Source organism: Cyanobium sp. T1B-Tous, assembly GCF_024345475.1.
GTDB lineage: Bacteria > Cyanobacteriota > Cyanobacteriia > PCC-6307 > Cyanobiaceae > Cyanobium_A.
On sequence record NZ_JAGQBE010000003.1, the window covers coordinates 55,001 to 69,827 of the forward strand.

Consider the following 14,827-nt stretch of genomic DNA (forward strand, 5'->3'; position numbering starts at 1 on the left):
GTTTAAATAGGCCTGATTTAGTGATCGTTTGTAGTTGACTTGAAGTTTGGAGAGAAGCTTTCCTGAACGAGAATCTTGAACTTGACCGAGAATCTTGAACGAGAAGCGACTTTTAACTTGCAGCCAGGAGTCAACTCTATCCCACGCCCCTGCCAGCTCTGAGACTGCCGCGGGTCACACCGAGACGGCTGTCCAGCTGCTCCCGCTGCCACAGCTCGCGGCCGCTGATCTCGCCCCGCAGGGTCGCCGCATACTGCTGCACCCGGTGCCGGGCTTCGTCAGCCGTCTCCAGCAGCAACTCCAGCCTCACCTGGCGGACGCCAGCCCGGAGCAGTTGGGGCAGGGCCTCAGCCGCGGTCTGGGCGCGGCCGTTGAACAGGGTGTTGCGGCAGCCAAGATCAGCCAACAGGGGATGGTCACTGCCGCTGCGATCGCGCAGCACAACGTTGTGGTGGTCGCAGGGTCGGCCGCAGTCGGTGTGGTCGTGGCCGTCGGAGAGGAACGCACAGAACAGACAGTGCTCCATGTGAAACAGGGGCATGTGCTGGTGCACCGTGACGGCCACCCGGCCGGCGGGGCAGCCCCGCACCAGGGACAGCATCTGCTGCAGATCCAGGTCGTAACTGGCCGTGATGGACTGCAGCTGCCAGTGCTGCAAAAACCAAGCGGCCGTGAGCGGGTTGGCCACATTCAGGGAGAAGTCGCCGTGGCAGGGAGCCAGGGGGCTGAGAACCTCCAGTTGGTCAGCGTTGCGCACCAGATAGGCGTCGGGACTGGCCTTCAGCAGCGGTTCCAGGGTCCAGCGCTCGTCCGGTCGGGTGATGCGGGACCCGGCCAACCAGATCCCCCGGGGCCAGCAGCCCCGTCCGATCGCCACGGCTTCGCGCAGGTCGCTGGGCTGCTCCAGGTCGGCGATCACGGCGGCAACCGGCTGATCTCGCAGGGCCCGGAGCTGGTCCAGGTTGCGCACCAACACGATCAGGTCGGGGGGCGTGACGGGGTCACCGTCAGGGCCAGGGGGCTCAGCGCCTGTCACTGCGGCCAGCCGTTGCATCAGGGCCGGCAGATCGGGCTGCTCCGGTGCCGGGGGCAGCGTTCGTGGGTGGGCAGCACCCGCCTCTGGTCCGAGCTGGGCCAGCAGCTCCACCAGGTCACGGCGCATGCGGTTGAGTTCCGTCACGGGCAGGAACAGGAGCCCCTCCAGGTCGAGCTCCAGCCCATCGAGGCGCCAGGGCGTTCCACCGAGCCGGCCGAGCTGGGCCACCAAGCGATCGTGGTCGAGGGGTTGGCCCGTCGCGCGCTGGAGAGGGGAGGCCGAGCACACCCTGAGAGCAGCGCTGGCCAGCCGGGGCTGGTCCGATCGCCCCACGGCCTCCAGCACGGTGAGGGTTAAGGGCTCGCCCTCCCGCCCGAACACCGCCAGCCGCAGCCCCACGCAAGCCTCGGGGGTGGGAGCCGTAGCCAGCCGTTGCCAGTCGCGCTCCAGGCTGGGATCGCTGGTGAGCCAGCAGGGACTGCCCTGGCTCAGGCCGCGACCATCGATCCGTCCAGGACCCAGACGGATCGCCAGCCGGTTCCCAGGCCGGGTCTGCACCGCCATCACGCGCCCGCCCACCTCGGCCGGAGCCTCCAGAGGGTTGCCGCCGGCCACCTCGAACACCACGCCATCGCCAGGCTTGAGCGCAGCGGAGCTCCGCAGCGTCCACCAGCCCTGGGGATCGAGGTGCTCTAGCGCCCCGATCAGGGGGCCCCGCTTCTTGCTCCAGCGCCCATGCACCAAGGTGCGGTGGTCGATGCCGGTCAGCCATCCGGTGGACAGGCCGCGCGAAAAACTCAGTTCCAGGGACCGGCGTTGCTCGGCACTCTGGGGGCCTGGTTGGTCTCCTGCCGTGAGGCGATCCAGGCTCTGCCGATAGGCATCGGTCACCGCGGCCACGTAGGTGGCGTCCTTAAGACGGCCTTCGATCTTGAGGCTGGCGATGTCCAGATCGGCAAGCTGGGGCAGGAGTTCCCAGGCGGACAGATCCTGGGGTGAGAGCAGATAGCGCTGCTCCTGCAGATCCCGCTCCACCCCATCCACGATCAACTGGTAGGGCAGACGGCACGCCTGGGCACATTCGCCCCGGTTCGCACTGCGTTGGCCCAGCGCTTCGCTGGTGAGGCACTGCCCCGAGTAGGCCACGCACAGGGCCCCATGCACAAACACCTCCAGGGGCATGGCCAGTTGACGTTGCAGTAATTGCTTCTGAAGCCGCTCGAGATCGGTCAAGGCCAGCTCCCTGGCCAGCACGACCCGCTCACAGCCCAGGGCGGCGGCCTGGGCTACTCCGGCGGCGCTGGTGATCGACATCTGGGTGGAGCCGTGGATGGCCAGCTGGGGGGCCAGGTCCCTGGCGAGCCGTGCCAAGCCGATGTCCTGCACGATCAGGGCATCCACCCCGGCTTCGGACGCGGCCTGGATGAGGCCTGCGGCTTCGCTCAGTTCATCGGTGAACACCAACACATTCACGGTGAGGAAGCCCTTCACGCCGCGTTGATGGAGCCAACCCATCAGCTCCGGCAACTCGGACCGGCGGAAGTTCGCGGCCCGCATGCGGGCGTTGAAGGCTTCGACACCGAAATAGACGGCGTCAGCCCCGTTGGCCACGGCAGCCCGCAGGGCTTCCCAGGTGCCAGCCGGTGCGAGCAGCTCAGGAACGCCCATCAGCGGCTCAGGCGCTGGGCCGGTTCAAACACCTTGAGCGCCGCAGCGGTTCCCTCAAAGCGCCAGTGCCACGGTTCGTAGCTGACGCCCTGGGCATTGCCCCGCGGAAAGGACAGCACGAAGTGATAGCGGGCGGCATGGTCCTGGAGCCAGGCGAAAGCCGCCGTCTGGTCGAAGGCGGGAGAGAGATTGGCGGCGGGCGCCCGACCATCGCCGAGATCGACGGCGTAACCGGTGCTGTGTTCGGAGAAACCCGGCGGGGCGCTCACCATTGCCCGCTCCCGGGCATTTTGGTTCCGCTCCGACTTCACCCCGAAGAACAGGTCGTTCTGCACCGGAATGGAGCGAAAGGCACTCAGCAACGCCAGATCCACCCCAGCGCTGGCGGCATCGCGCTGCATGGCGAGCAGGGCTTCTGCGGCCTCGCGATGCAATTCCAATCCGGGGGCCACAGCCACCCGCTGGCTTGCCGCCACCTCTGGATAGGGGAAGTGGCCCAGCAGCCGGCCGTCCAGCGTCGTGCGGGCGTTGAGGCCCTTCACGGGAGGAGGGGCCAAGAGCCGCTGCAGGGGCTGGGGGCGCCACACCAACAGCAGCGTGAGGGCCACCAGGAGACTGCCCGTACCCACGGTCAACCGCAGCAACCAGCGGTTGGCGGGGGTCAGGGCCGGGCTGGTGCGCCGGGCCACTGGGATGTCGTCCAGGCCGGAACGGCGGGGAGGGCGACGGGTCACGCGGGTCCCCTGGCTGGCACCGGACAACGGCCCTTTGAAAGAAGGAATAAAGATCCTAGGTGGGGAGAGCGGATTGGCCACCAGCCGGCCGCTCAGCGGTGTTAGCTTCGGCCCAACATCCTTCCTGGCGGAGCGGTTTTCAGATGTTGCGTGTGGCAGTGGTGGGTGGCGGCCCCAGTGGTTCCTGTGCGGCTGAAGTGCTTGCCAAGGCCGGCATTCAAACCTGGATCTTCGAGCGCAAGCTCGACAACGCCAAGCCCTGTGGCGGAGCCATTCCGCTCTGCATGGTCAGCGAGTTCGACCTGCCCGAGTCGATCATCGACCGCAAGGTCCGCAACATGAAGATGATCTCCCCCTCCAACCGGGAGGTGGACATCAACCTCGAGAACGCCGATGAGTACATCGGCATGTGTCGCCGAGAGGTGATGGACGCCTTCCTGCGCAATCGCGCCGCCGACCTGGGGGCCCAGCTGGTCAATGGTCTGGTCACCAAGATCGACACCGGCACCAACCGGCAGGGGCCCTACACCCTCACCTACTCCGACTACGCGGCAGGCGAGGCCACCGGCGAAACCAAAACCCTGGAGGTCGACCTGATCGTGGGCGCCGATGGTGCCAACAGCCGGGTGGCCAAGGCCATGGATGCCGGTGACTACAACGTGGCGATCGCCTTCCAGGAGCGCATCAAGTTGCCCCCCGAGGAGATGAAGTACTACGAAAGCCTGGCCGAGATGTACGTGGGAACGGACGTGTCCCCCGACTTCTATGCCTGGGTTTTCCCCAAGTACGACCACGTGGCCGTGGGCACCGGCACCATGCAGCAGAACCAGGGCCTGATCAAGAGCCTGCAGGAAGGCATCCGCGAGCGAGCCAAGAAGCGCCTGGTGAACGGTGAGGTGATCAAGGTGGAGGCCCACCCGATCCCCGAGCATCCCCGCCCGCGCCGGGTCGTGGGTCGAATGGCCCTCGTGGGGGATGCCGCCGGCTATGTGACGAAGAGCTCTGGGGAAGGCATCTACTTCGCGGCCAAAAGCGGCCGCATGTGTGCCGAGCAGATCGTGGAATCCAGCGCCAATGGCACCAAAGTTCCCAGCGAAGCGGATCTTAAAAAGTATCTGAAAAAATGGGATCGCCAGTACGGCGCCACCTACAAGGTGCTCGAGATTCTGCAAAACATCTTCTATCGCAACGATGCAGCCCGCGAAGCCTTCGTGGAGATGTGCGATGACAAAGATGTTCAGCGCCTCACCTTCGACAGCTACCTCTACAAGCGGGTGGTGTTGATGAATCCCTGGCAGCAACTCAAACTGACGCTGCTGACCCTGGGTTCCGTCCTGCGTGGCAACGCTCTTGCCCCCCAGGGCTACAAGCCGGTGGACAGTGCCGTGCGGGATGAGGCTGAGGTCATCGCCATGTTGGCGGTGAGCAGCATCAAGGGCGGCATCAAGGTGGGCGGCAAGCAGAAGGCTTCCGAAGCTGGTGACGGGGAGCGTGAACCCGTGTTGGCTGGCAAGGGCTGAGAGGGCGTCGTCGCAGTCTGTCAGCCTTGGTGAGCAGGTTCGGCAGCTTCGCTCAGGGTGATCAAGCGCCCTTGCTCCGCATCCCAGAGGATGTAGGTGAAGCAGCTGGCGAAATCTGCCAATCGCAGCACCCGGCTTGCGGCGAGTTTTTCAGCGTTGGCCAGGTGGCAGGCCCTCAACCGGTAATTGGGGATCCGTTCACAGAGGTGGTGGATGCTGTGGAAGGAAATGTCTGCCCAGAACCAGTTCAGCAGCGGATGCACATCCAGATTGCTGCTTCCCTCTAGCGCCCCCCGCAGATAGCTCCAATCTTCGCTGCCACTGGCGTAGGAGCCTTCAAAATTGTGCTGCACAAAAAAGATGCACAGGAAAAGGGACGCTGACAGGGTCATCACCGGCAGGTAGCAGGCCCAGAAAAGTCCCTGGCCCAGCCAGGCTCCCATCAACCACCAGCTGGTGAGCACCACCACGTTGTTGGCCACGAGATCTCGGAACTCGCCAGCGGTATACCAATGGCTGGATTGAAACGCACGACTCAGCCGGGGCAGGTCAACGAGACCGCCAAGGCCGTTTTGGCCCACGTGGGCAACCATGGCCCGAAGCCATTCAACGAGGCCAAAAACGAGCTGCAGCCGTGGCCTCACCAGCAGGTAGTAGCCGCCTCCCGGCACCAACATCAAAGGGTGGCGGCTCAGTCCATAGAGCCAGCGCTGCCTTGGTGCGAGATCGAGGTAAGCCTTGCGGGTGAGCAGGGCCGAGGGGCCGCGATAGCGCTCCCAATTGCCGTTGTGCAGGTGGTGAAAGGCATGCCCCCGGGCCCAGGGGTGCTGGGGAATCGCATTGAGGCCGCCCAACAGGAAGCCCACCGGTCGATTCATCCAACGGGAGTGGAACAGGGAATCGTGGCCGCAGTCATGCATCAGCGCGAAGGAGCGCGCCGAGAACAGCACCAGCAGAGCCAGCACCGGCAGGAGCAGGAGCCGCAAGAGCCCTCCCGCCTCAGCTAAAGGACCAATGCAGGCCCACAGCAGAGCCGTGGGCACCAGGGTGTTCAGCAGCTGCCAGAGGGCGATTCGGTCGTCGCTGCGGCGAAAGGGCTCCAGCTGAAAATCTTTGCGGCGCAGGGTCGGTACCGTCGCGGCCTGGGCAGAAGGGAGCAGAGTCAGGCGGAAACCCAGGTCTGAACGGGTATCGGAACGACCCGATGAATTTCAGCCTAGGGGGCCCTCACCCGGCAATGCGGCTGAAGTCCGCCAGGACGGACGCCTGATTGCGCAGAACGCCCAGCAGGTTGAGCCGGTTGGTGCGCACGGACGGATCGTCGGCCATCACCAACACGCTCTGCTCACCATCAAAGAAGGCCGCCAGGGTGTCACGGCTGGCCGCCAGGGCCTTCGCCAGGGCGGCGTGGCGCCCGGCATCACGGCCGGTGGCGATCGGCTGCAATTGCTCCACAACCTGGAGCATGGCCGCCTCACTGGACGTCTCGAACAGGCTGGCATCAACAACCCCGGCAGGGCTGAGCACGGTGGCGTCGAGACTGCCCTTTTCAGCCAGGCGGGCCGCGCGCGTCACCACGGCCTGGACGCCCTCCAACTCACCGCTGGCCCTCAAGGCGGCCAACAGATCGGCGCGCTGGCGGGCGTCGGACGGGTCGCTGAGGATGCGCTCCAGGGCCAGGCCGTCACCAGCGACGGCCTGGACGAGATCGACATCCACGCCCTGGTCCTCCAGCAAGCTCACCAGCCTCTGGCGCAGGAACTCAGCCAACTCGGCAGCCAGCGCCGTGGCATCCACCGCAAAGGTGGGCAGCAACGATGCCCAATGGGCCGTGCAGCGCTGCAGCAGGGCCTGCAGATCGAGGGCCCAACCCCGCTCCCACAAAATCTGCAGCAGGCCATTGCCGGCACGGCGCAGGGCGTAGGGATCGGAGGAGCCGCTCGGCCGCTCCCCCTTGGCATAGATGCTGAGCAGCAATTCCAGCCGTTCGGCCAGGGCCACCACCGCTCCAGCGTCGGAACTGGGCAGGCTGTCGCCGGCTCCACGGGGCAAGTAATGCTCCAACACGGCCAGCCCCACCTCGGTGGGTTCCCCTTCTGCAACCAGGTACTTGCCCCCCATGGCCCCCTGCAGTTCGGGGAATTCCCCCACCATTTGACTGACCAGATCGTGCTTGCACAGGTGGGCGGCCCGGCGGGCATGGTCGCCACAGGCCGGGGGGAGTTGCAGGTGCTCCAGCAACACATCGGTGCACCATTCCAGGCGTTCGGTGCGATCCAGCAGGGAACCCAGGCCCTCCGCGAACGTGACGCGGGCCAGCTGGGCCCGGCGGTCGATGCTGGCTACCGAACGGTCGGCCCGCACAAAGAACTCCGCATCGGCCAGCCGTGCCTTGAGCACCCGCTCATTGCCCCGCGACACCGTGGCTGCCGCTGCGGGCAAGGCGTTGCTGATGAAGAGAAAGCGCGGGAGCAGGCTGTCACGGGCATTCAGGGCCAGCGGATCCGGCGACAGCCCCTGGCGAACCAGCGGGACGTAGCGCTGATGGGCCCGCATCACCGTGCAGAGCACCTCCGCTGGGAGATCCAAAAAGGCGTCATCAAATCCACCCTCCAGCAAGGACGGGGATTCCACCAGGTCAATCAGTTCGTCAAACAGTGCATCGGGGAGATCGGCATCGGCACCATGAACGGCAGCCGCAGAGGCCACCGCGGCGCGGATCAAGGTGCCGCGTCGCTCGCGATCCACCTCCACCCCAGCGGCGGCCAGATCGACCGCGTAGCTGTCGGCACTGGCAATCTCGACCCTCGCCTCCACCAGGCGATGGCCCCGGCTGATCCTGCCGGCTTGGATGGCCGGATCGCTGTCGGCCAGGGTGACAGGGATCGGCGTGCCGCCCAGCAAGGCCACCAACCAGCGCACCGGCCGGGAAAACCGTCTGTCCCCCTCCCCCCAGCGCATGAAGCGGCGACCCTGCAACGCCTCGATCCATTGGGGGATCTGGGTGGAGAGCACCTCCAGAGCGGGACGGCCCGGCTCCTGACAGCGGGCAAACACGAAGGGGCCCTTGGGGGTCTCCCGCAGCTCGAGGCTCTCGGCTGGAACCCCGCAGCGCTTGGCAAACCCGAGGGCTGCCGCCGTGGGCTTGCCATCACTCCAGGCCTGGGATCCGGGCGGGCCCTTGCGCTCCTCTTCCAGATCGGGTTGTCGCTCCGGGATCCCAGTGGCACGGATCACGAGCCGCCTGGGGGTGCTGGTGCAATGAATCCCGTCGTATTGGAGTCGCAGCGCTGCCAGGTCCTGACGCACCAATCGCTCCAGCTGGGGCAGGGCCAGACGCGCAAAATCGGCGGGAAGTTCCTCGGTGCCGATTTCGAGCAAAAAGGTCGACACGGGCAGCAGGCAACACAGCGCGACTGTATTGAACGCCGTTCGCTAACTTCGGACTGTGCCGAGCCTTGAGCGCAGGACCTGATGCCCGATGTCACGCACGGCTCGAGTGCCAAAGCCCCGTCCAAATTCGAACAGCTCAAGGACAGCAGCGGCCATCTCAAAGAGCCTCTGCTGACTGAACTGGCCAATGACGCCGCCAACTTCACCGAAGGGGCGGTCCAGATTCTCAAGTTCCACGGCAGCTACCAGCAGGACAACCGCGACAACCGCCGCAAGGGTGCCGAGAAGGACTGGCAGATGATGCTGCGCCTGCGCAATCCCGGGGGGCGCGTGCCCGGTTCCCTCTACCTGGCGATTGACGAACTCGCCGACCGGCTCGGCAATGGCACCCTGCGGGCCACGACGCGCCAGGCCTTCCAGATGCATGGGGTGCGCAAGGACGACCTCAAGGAGGTGATCGGCACCATCGTGCGCGAGCTCGGCTCCACCCTGGCCGCCTGCGGTGACATCAACCGCAACGTGATGGCGCCGGCAGCCCCGTTTGAGAAAGCCGGCTACCCCGCCGCACGAAAGCTCGCCGATGACATCGCTGACCTGCTCGCCCCCCAGGCGGCGGAAGGCTCCTATCTCGACATTTGGGTGGATGGGGACCTGAGCTATCGGATCAAGCCCAGTTCCACCGTGAAATCCGTCAAGGCCCGCCAGCAGGAGGGCGGGGTGTTCAGCGGCGACGCGGCCGAGCCCCTCTACGGCAGCACCTACCTGCCGCGCAAGTTCAAGGTGGCGGTCACGGTGCCGGGCGACAACTCGGTGGATCTGCTCACCCAGGACATCGGCCTGGTGCTGTTCAGTGATCCCCAGGGCCATGCCCAGGGCTGCAATGTTTATGTGGGCGGGGGCATGGGCCGCACCCACAACAAGGAGGAGACCTTCGCCCGCACCGCCGACCCCCTCGGCTATGTGGCCATCGATCACGTGCTTGATCTCCTGCAGTCGATCGTTGCCCTGCAACGCGACCACGGCGATCGGGAGCAGCGCCGCCATGCCCGGATGAAGTACCTCATCCACGACCGCGGCGTCGCCTGGTTCCGCCAGGAGCTGGAGGCCCACTATTTCGCCCATCCGATCAAGGGGATGCGCCTCGAGCCCAAGACCAAGCTGGAGGACTATCTGGGCTGGCACCGGCAGAGCCGGGGCCTCTGGTTCGTGGGTTTGCCCGTCCTGTGTGGTCGCCTGGAAGGCGCGTTCAAGCAGGGGCTCCGTCGCCTGGTGGACACCTACAAGCTGGAGGTGCGGCTCACCCCCAACCAAGATCTGCTGCTCTGCAACATCGGCACCTCCCAGCGGGCCAGTGTGCGGGCAGATCTGGCTGCCCTGGGCTACGAGACCCCGGAAGAGACCGCCCCCCTGGCACGCCATGCGATCGCCTGTCCGGCCCTGCCCCTCTGCGGCCTAGCGGTCACCGAAGCGGAGCGGATCCTGCCCGATGTCCTCGAGCGTCTGGACGTGCAGCTGCAACGCATCGGCATCAGCCGCTCCGTGCTGGTGCGCATGACAGGCTGCCCCAATGGCTGTGCCCGCCCCTACATGGCCGAGATCGGCCTGGTGGGCAGTGGGGTGGATCAATACCAACTGTGGCTTGGGGGCACCCCCAACCTCAGTCGGTTGGCCGAGCCATACCTGGAGAGGATGCCCCTGGAGGCCCTGGAGGCCACCTTGGAGCCCCTGCTGCAGGCCTGGCACACCGCAGGCGGGCGCCGCAGCCTCGGGGATTTCGTGGTGAAGAGTGGACGCAGCACCGTGCAGGAGTGGCTGGCGGCCGGAGCTGGATGATCCGGCCGCGGCTTGACCGGGCCCTTGGACTACTCGTGGGCAGCCTGGTGGCGAGCCTGCTGGTGCCTCTGGGCGCGATGGAGGCCTCGGCGGGGCTTGGACGCCAGCAGCCCGCACCTCCCACCTCCCCGCCGACCCGGTACGACCCCGACCGCACCACCTGTGAACCGGAGCGGATTCGTAGCGCCTTCCAGCAGCAGCTCCAGCCCTATGCCGATCAAAGCGAGGCTGTGATTGCCCAGTTGCGCCTCATCCAACTCGAAATGACGCGCAGCACGCTGCGGCGCTGTGTCTCCCGCGACCTGCTCACCCGCCCGCAGGCCGATCAGCTGTTTCGGGAGCTCTCCTCCTCCCCGACCCGGCCGTAACGGGCAGCCGCAGTCCCGCTGCGCCAGGCCCAGAGCTGATCTCCCCAGCTGAAGTGCCACCACTCATTTGGATGTTGCGCAAAGCCGGCGCTGGCCATCACCTGCGCCAGCAGTTGCCGATGGCGGTGCCATCGGGAGGCCTCGCCATCGGGATCGCGCTCAGCGGCAGCCCGATAAAACTCCGGTTCAGAGACGGCCCCGATCGCATCAATGGCACCGCCCATCGGGCAGGGGAGCCCGGCGCCATCGGCCAGGGTGAGGTCCACGGCGGCTCCGGTGCTGTGGGGGGGAGGGGTGGCTGGGTCATCGCTCGGCGGGGCCCAAAACCGCCCCACCTCGGCTTCGATCCGATCCCGTTGCCCAGACGGCTGGTGTGGGTTCACGCCCTGCTGGGCGCATTCCTGCAGCAGGGCATGGCGCACCATGAAGCGCTGCACAGCCAGCGGACGCCAGGCATCGAAAATCGCCAGCCGCAGGCCTGGAACGTCCTCCCGCAGCGCCTGCTCCGCCTGCAGCAGCCGTTCCACCACACCCTGACGCAAGCGGAAGGGGTCACCCTCCGGCCCATAGGGAGCCCCCAGCAGCCTGTAGGGATGGGGCTCCAGGCGCCAAAGCTGGCTGGGCAAGGCCACCAGCGGTTCGCCGCACTCGTGAATGGGAATCGGGCTCCAAGGGCGCAGCGCCATGGCGGAAGGCGAGGAGGACGTCAGTTGAGACGGGCAGCCTGATCCATCTGGCGGCGGCGTTGCTCCGCCAGGGCCAGGGCCAACCCTGGATGGGCCTGAAGGTCGGGATCGGCCTGGGTGATCTCCTGCGCCACGGTGCGGGCCAGCTCCAGCACTTCACCATCGTCCGTGAGGCTGGCGAGGGCCAGATCGGGCAGACCCGACTGGCGGGTGCCCAGCACCTGCCCGGGTCCCCGCAGCCGCAGGTCCATCTCGGCAATCTCGAACCCGTCACTGGAGCGCACGAGCACCTCAAGCCTCTGCCGGGCCAGCACATTGCTGCTGTCGTTGATCAACAAACAGTGCGATGCGGCCGCTCCCCGGCCGACCCGCCCACGCAACTGGTGCAACTGGGCCAGCCCGAAGCGCTCCGCATGTTCAATCACCATCACGCTGGCTTCCGGCACATCCACACCCACCTCCACCACGGTGGTGCTCACCAGCACCTGGGTCTCTCCACTGGCGAAGGCGCCAATGGCGGCCTGTTTGTCGGCGCTGTTGAGTCGGCCATGCAAGAGGCCGACGCGGAGATCCGGAAACTCCTCCTCACTCAGCTGGCGGTGCACCTCCACGGCCGAGCGGAGGTCGAGTTTGTCGGACTCCTCCACCAGGGGGAGCACCACGTAAGCCCGTTGCCCCAGGGCGATCTGCTCCCGGATCAACCCGTAGGCCTGCTGGCGTTGGCTGGCCTTGATCAGATGGGTGCGAATGGGCTGTCGACCTGGGGGCAGGGCATCGATCTGGCTGACGTCGAGGTCTCCATGGACGGACAGGGCCAGGGTGCGGGGAATGGGGGTCGCCGTCATGGTGAGCAGGTGGGGCTGGAGCCCCTTGGCGAGCAGCCGGTTGCGCTGGCGCACCCCGAAGCGGTGCTGCTCATCCACCACCACCAGGCCCAGGCGGTCGAACTGCACCGGGTCTTCCAACAGGGCGTGGGTGCCCACCAGCAACTGCAACTGACCGTTGACCAGATCCTCGAGCAGGCCCCGGCGCCGGGGCGCGGGGGTGGACCCGGTGAGCAGGGCCGAACGGACATGCAGCTGGTTCAACCACTCGGCCAACTTGCGGTAGTGCTGCTCGGCGAGCACTTCGGTGGGCGCCATCAACGCCCCCTGGCAGCCCGCTTCGATGGCGGTGAGCAGGGAGGCCAGGGCCACGACGGTCTTGCCGCTGCCCACATCCCCCTGCACCAACCGGGCCATCGGCTGGGGACGGGCCAGGTCGGCGCGAATCTCCGCCAGCACCCGCTCCTGGGCCCCGGTGAGCGCAAAGGGCAACAGGGCCAGGAAGCGCTGCACCAATCCTTCCCCCCCGGACGGCAGGGCCAGGGGGGGAGCGGGGCGCTGGCTGAGCTGGCGTCGGCGCTGGGCCAGGCCCAGCTGCAGCAACAGGAACTCATCGAACACCAGGCGGCGGCGGCTCGCCTGCAACTGCTCCTGATCGGCCGGAGCATGGATTCCGCTCAGGGCCTCGGCGCGGGTGACCAGGCCCTGGCTGCGGCGCAGGGCCTCGGGCAGGGGATCCGGCCAGTGGCGCACCAACGGCAAGACGGCTTCCACCACCTGGCGCAGGCGGTCGGCACCGAGGCCTTCTGTCAGCCCATACACGGGCAGCAGTCGGCCGATGGTCTCGGAGCGCACCGGAGCCTGGGGGGACTCCAGCACCTCCATCAAGGGATCCTGGAAGGCTGGGCCATAGGGCGTCTCCTTCACCAGGCCACTCACCGCCACGGTGGCCCCGGGGGGGAATTGGCGTTGCTGGGTTTTGAGCCAGCCCGGGCTGGAGAAGCGTTGGCCGGCAAAAAACCGGCTCACTCGAATCTTGCCGGTGCAGTCCACCAGATGCAATTCGAGAATGGAGAGATTGGGATTGCGCGGACTGGCGAAGGCGTGGCTGCGGCGCACGGTGGCCACGATCGTGGCGGTGCGCCCCGGCTCCAGACCACAGATGCGCACGAGGTTGGCGTAGTCGAGGTAGTCGCGCGGGTAGTAGTGCACCAGGTCGCGCACCAGCAGCAACCCCAGCTGGGCCAAGCGGGATGCGGTTTTGGGGCCCACCCCCCGGATCTCCGCTAGGGGGGTGTCGGCGTCGAACTGGAGGTTGCCCGTTGGGCTGGCCGTTTCGGCACCCGCCTGAACCAACCGCAGGCGGGGGGGCGCCACGGCCAACACCGGGCGCTGGGCCTGCCTCAGGGCATGGAGCCGCTCGCGGCATTGACGCACCAGTGACTGACGACGGGCCAGGGACAGGGCCCCATAGCCCTCGAATCCCGACCGGAGCTCCAGCACCCGTTCCAGGGCTGCCGCGGGCAGCTCGGCGGGGGTCTCCTGCAGCTGCTGGACCACGAACACGCTGAAACAGCACTGGCGCCCCTTGAGGTCGCCGAAACCCCGATCAGCCTCCACCTGCAAGGCCTGCTGGAGGGCCTTGAGCCACGCTTCTACGCGGGCGGGCTCGAAAGGGGCGGGGCTGGGTTGATGTCCTGCAGCCACAGCTGTTCCGCCTCGAGCGCCTGAACCCGCCGCTGAATGCGGCGATAGTGCTGGGCCATTCTGCGCACCTCCTGGCGGTGCTGCTGGATGCGATTGCGACAGGTGCGCAAGCGGGGCAGGGCCAACTCCAGATCCGTGGTGCGCAGCAGCAAGGCGGTGGCGTCCAGCTGGGAGGGGGCCGGATCCGGGCCAAAGGGAAGGGGCAGGCGCATCAGATTGGCCGGTGCCTCCTGGGTGTCGAGCTGGCCGGCGAGGGCTGCATCGAGAAGACTCACCGGCAGCAGGGTGCGGGTGATTCCCAGGCGCAGCAGATCCACATTGAGCGCGTGGGAAAGGTTTCGCAGGCGCCGGCTCAGAGCGGCCTCAAAGCCCTTGAGCCACGTGAGCAACAGCTCCGGATTGGTGGGTAGCGAACCTCCCTCCCAGGGCGTGACCGCTGGACTGGAGGTCTGTTGGCCCATCCAAGCGGCGAGGGCTTCCGCCATCGCTTCGATGGTCGCGTCGGCCGTATCGCTGGAGTCCTCAGCCTGGGAGGAGGCATCCCCGTCGTCGTGGTCCCCATCGTCGTGGTCCACCTCAGGACCGGGCTGCTGGAGGGAAAAGCGGGAGGGCTGGAGGAAATCTGCACCGATCGGCAACTCCAGTCCCAGGTGGACCGAGCCCTGGGGAGTGGGCTCGGGATCGGGGTCACGGCCGGATTCCAGGGCCTCCAGCAACCGGCCCCGTTGGCGCCGCCGCTCCCGTTGTTGCTCGCGCGAGATCTGAACCGCCAGATGGGTCAGCTGCTCCACCGTGAGCAGGCTGGAGGCCCGCTGCACCAGGTTGGCCATGCGACGGTGCAGCACCTGGCGCTGGGACTGGGGCAAGTCCGCATAGCGGTCGGGATAGACCTGCGTGGCCACATGGAAACAGGCCTGCTGAACGGCGCCCAGCAGACCATCGCGGAGGACTTGGAGATACAGCGCCAGGTGCCTGTAGAGCTGGGGGTTAGAAGCCCCCAGCCGCTCTTCCAGTTCATCCAGCTGCTGGTGGGCAGCCTCCAGCAGCGTCACGGGCGG

Annotated in this window: 10 protein-coding genes; 3 read left to right on the forward strand and 7 right to left on the reverse strand. The window is 66.8% G+C overall.

Going from position 1 to position 14,827, the window contains the following annotated elements; translation table 11 throughout:
- Nucleotides 1-136 precede the first annotated feature (136 nt).
- A complete protein-coding gene (locus KBY71_RS01380) occupies nt 137-2,704 on the reverse strand; it encodes a U32 family peptidase (RefSeq protein ID WP_254927211.1) in 2,568 nt (855 codons plus the stop codon).
- The gene (locus KBY71_RS01385) at nt 2,704-3,438 is read right to left on the reverse strand and encodes a M15 family metallopeptidase (RefSeq protein ID WP_254927212.1); all 735 of its coding nucleotides are present in this window, start codon (nt 3,436-3,438) and stop codon (nt 2,704-2,706) included. The genes KBY71_RS01380 and KBY71_RS01385 overlap by 1 nt, the downstream gene beginning before the upstream one ends.
- A gap of 143 nt (nt 3,439-3,581) precedes the next feature.
- Between KBY71_RS01385 and chlP the strand changes: the two genes are divergently transcribed.
- On the forward strand, nt 3,582-4,958 hold the full coding sequence (chlP, locus tag KBY71_RS01390) for a geranylgeranyl reductase (RefSeq protein WP_254927213.1): 1,377 nt from the start codon (nt 3,582-3,584) through the stop codon (nt 4,956-4,958).
- Nucleotides 4,959-4,978: 20 nt separating this feature from the next.
- Here the strand turns inward: chlP and KBY71_RS01395 are convergent, their stop codons facing one another.
- Both KBY71_RS01395 and glyS read right to left on the reverse strand, forming a co-directional pair.
- A complete protein-coding gene (locus tag KBY71_RS01395) occupies nt 4,979-5,944 on the reverse strand; it encodes a fatty acid desaturase (protein WP_254927214.1) in 966 nt (321 codons plus the stop codon).
- A 241-nt stretch (nt 5,945-6,185) separates the two neighbouring features.
- Nucleotides 6,186-8,351 carry a glycine--tRNA ligase subunit beta gene (gene glyS, locus KBY71_RS01400; RefSeq protein WP_254927215.1) on the reverse strand — a complete coding sequence of 722 codons (2,166 nt, stop codon included), beginning with the start codon at nt 8,349-8,351 and terminating at the stop codon, nt 6,186-6,188.
- Nucleotides 8,352-8,432: 81 nt separating this feature from the next.
- On the opposite strand from glyS, the gene sir reads away from it, so the two are divergent.
- Nucleotides 8,433-10,184, forward strand: a complete 1,752-nt coding sequence (gene sir, locus KBY71_RS01405) for a sulfite reductase, ferredoxin dependent (protein ID WP_254927216.1) — start codon at nt 8,433-8,435, stop codon at nt 10,182-10,184.
- Nucleotides 10,181-10,552: a hypothetical protein gene (locus KBY71_RS01410; RefSeq protein ID WP_254927217.1), complete on the forward strand. Its 372-nt coding sequence runs from the start codon at nt 10,181-10,183 to the stop codon at nt 10,550-10,552. Before sir ends, KBY71_RS01410 begins: the two co-directional genes overlap by 4 nt.
- Here KBY71_RS01410 and KBY71_RS01415 read toward each other — a convergent pair.
- From KBY71_RS01415 to KBY71_RS01425, 3 genes are read right to left on the reverse strand one after another with little or no spacing between them, the layout of a single operon-like run.
- Nucleotides 10,510-11,238 carry a M15 family metallopeptidase gene (locus KBY71_RS01415; RefSeq protein WP_254927218.1) on the reverse strand — a complete coding sequence of 243 codons (729 nt, stop codon included), beginning with the start codon at nt 11,236-11,238 and terminating at the stop codon, nt 10,510-10,512. The genes KBY71_RS01410 and KBY71_RS01415 overlap by 43 nt on opposite strands.
- A 20-nt stretch (nt 11,239-11,258) precedes the next feature.
- Complete coding sequence (recG, locus tag KBY71_RS01420; protein WP_254927219.1) at nt 11,259-13,688, reverse strand: ATP-dependent DNA helicase RecG; 2,430 nt, start codon at nt 13,686-13,688, stop codon at nt 11,259-11,261.
- A 29-nt stretch (nt 13,689-13,717) separates the two neighbouring features.
- Nucleotides 13,718-14,821 (reverse strand): hypothetical protein, encoded by a 1,104-nt coding sequence (locus KBY71_RS01425; protein ID WP_254927220.1) that lies wholly within the window; start codon nt 14,819-14,821, stop codon nt 13,718-13,720.
- Nucleotides 14,822-14,827: the final 6 nt, after the last annotated feature.

Coding starts and splice junctions, on each gene's coding strand:
- KBY71_RS01380 (WP_254927211.1), bottom strand. CDS start 2,704: ATGGGCGTTCCTGAGCTGCTCGCACCGGCTGGCACCTGGGAAGCCCTG.
- chlP (WP_254927213.1), top strand. CDS start 3,582: ATGTTGCGTGTGGCAGTGGTGGGTGGCGGCCCCAGTGGTTCCTGTGCG.
- sir (WP_254927216.1), top strand. CDS start 8,433: ATGCCCGATGTCACGCACGGCTCGAGTGCCAAAGCCCCGTCCAAATTC.
- KBY71_RS01410 (WP_254927217.1), top strand. CDS start 10,181: ATGATCCGGCCGCGGCTTGACCGGGCCCTTGGACTACTCGTGGGCAGC.
- KBY71_RS01415 (WP_254927218.1), bottom strand. CDS start 11,238: ATGGCGCTGCGCCCTTGGAGCCCGATTCCCATTCACGAGTGCGGCGAA.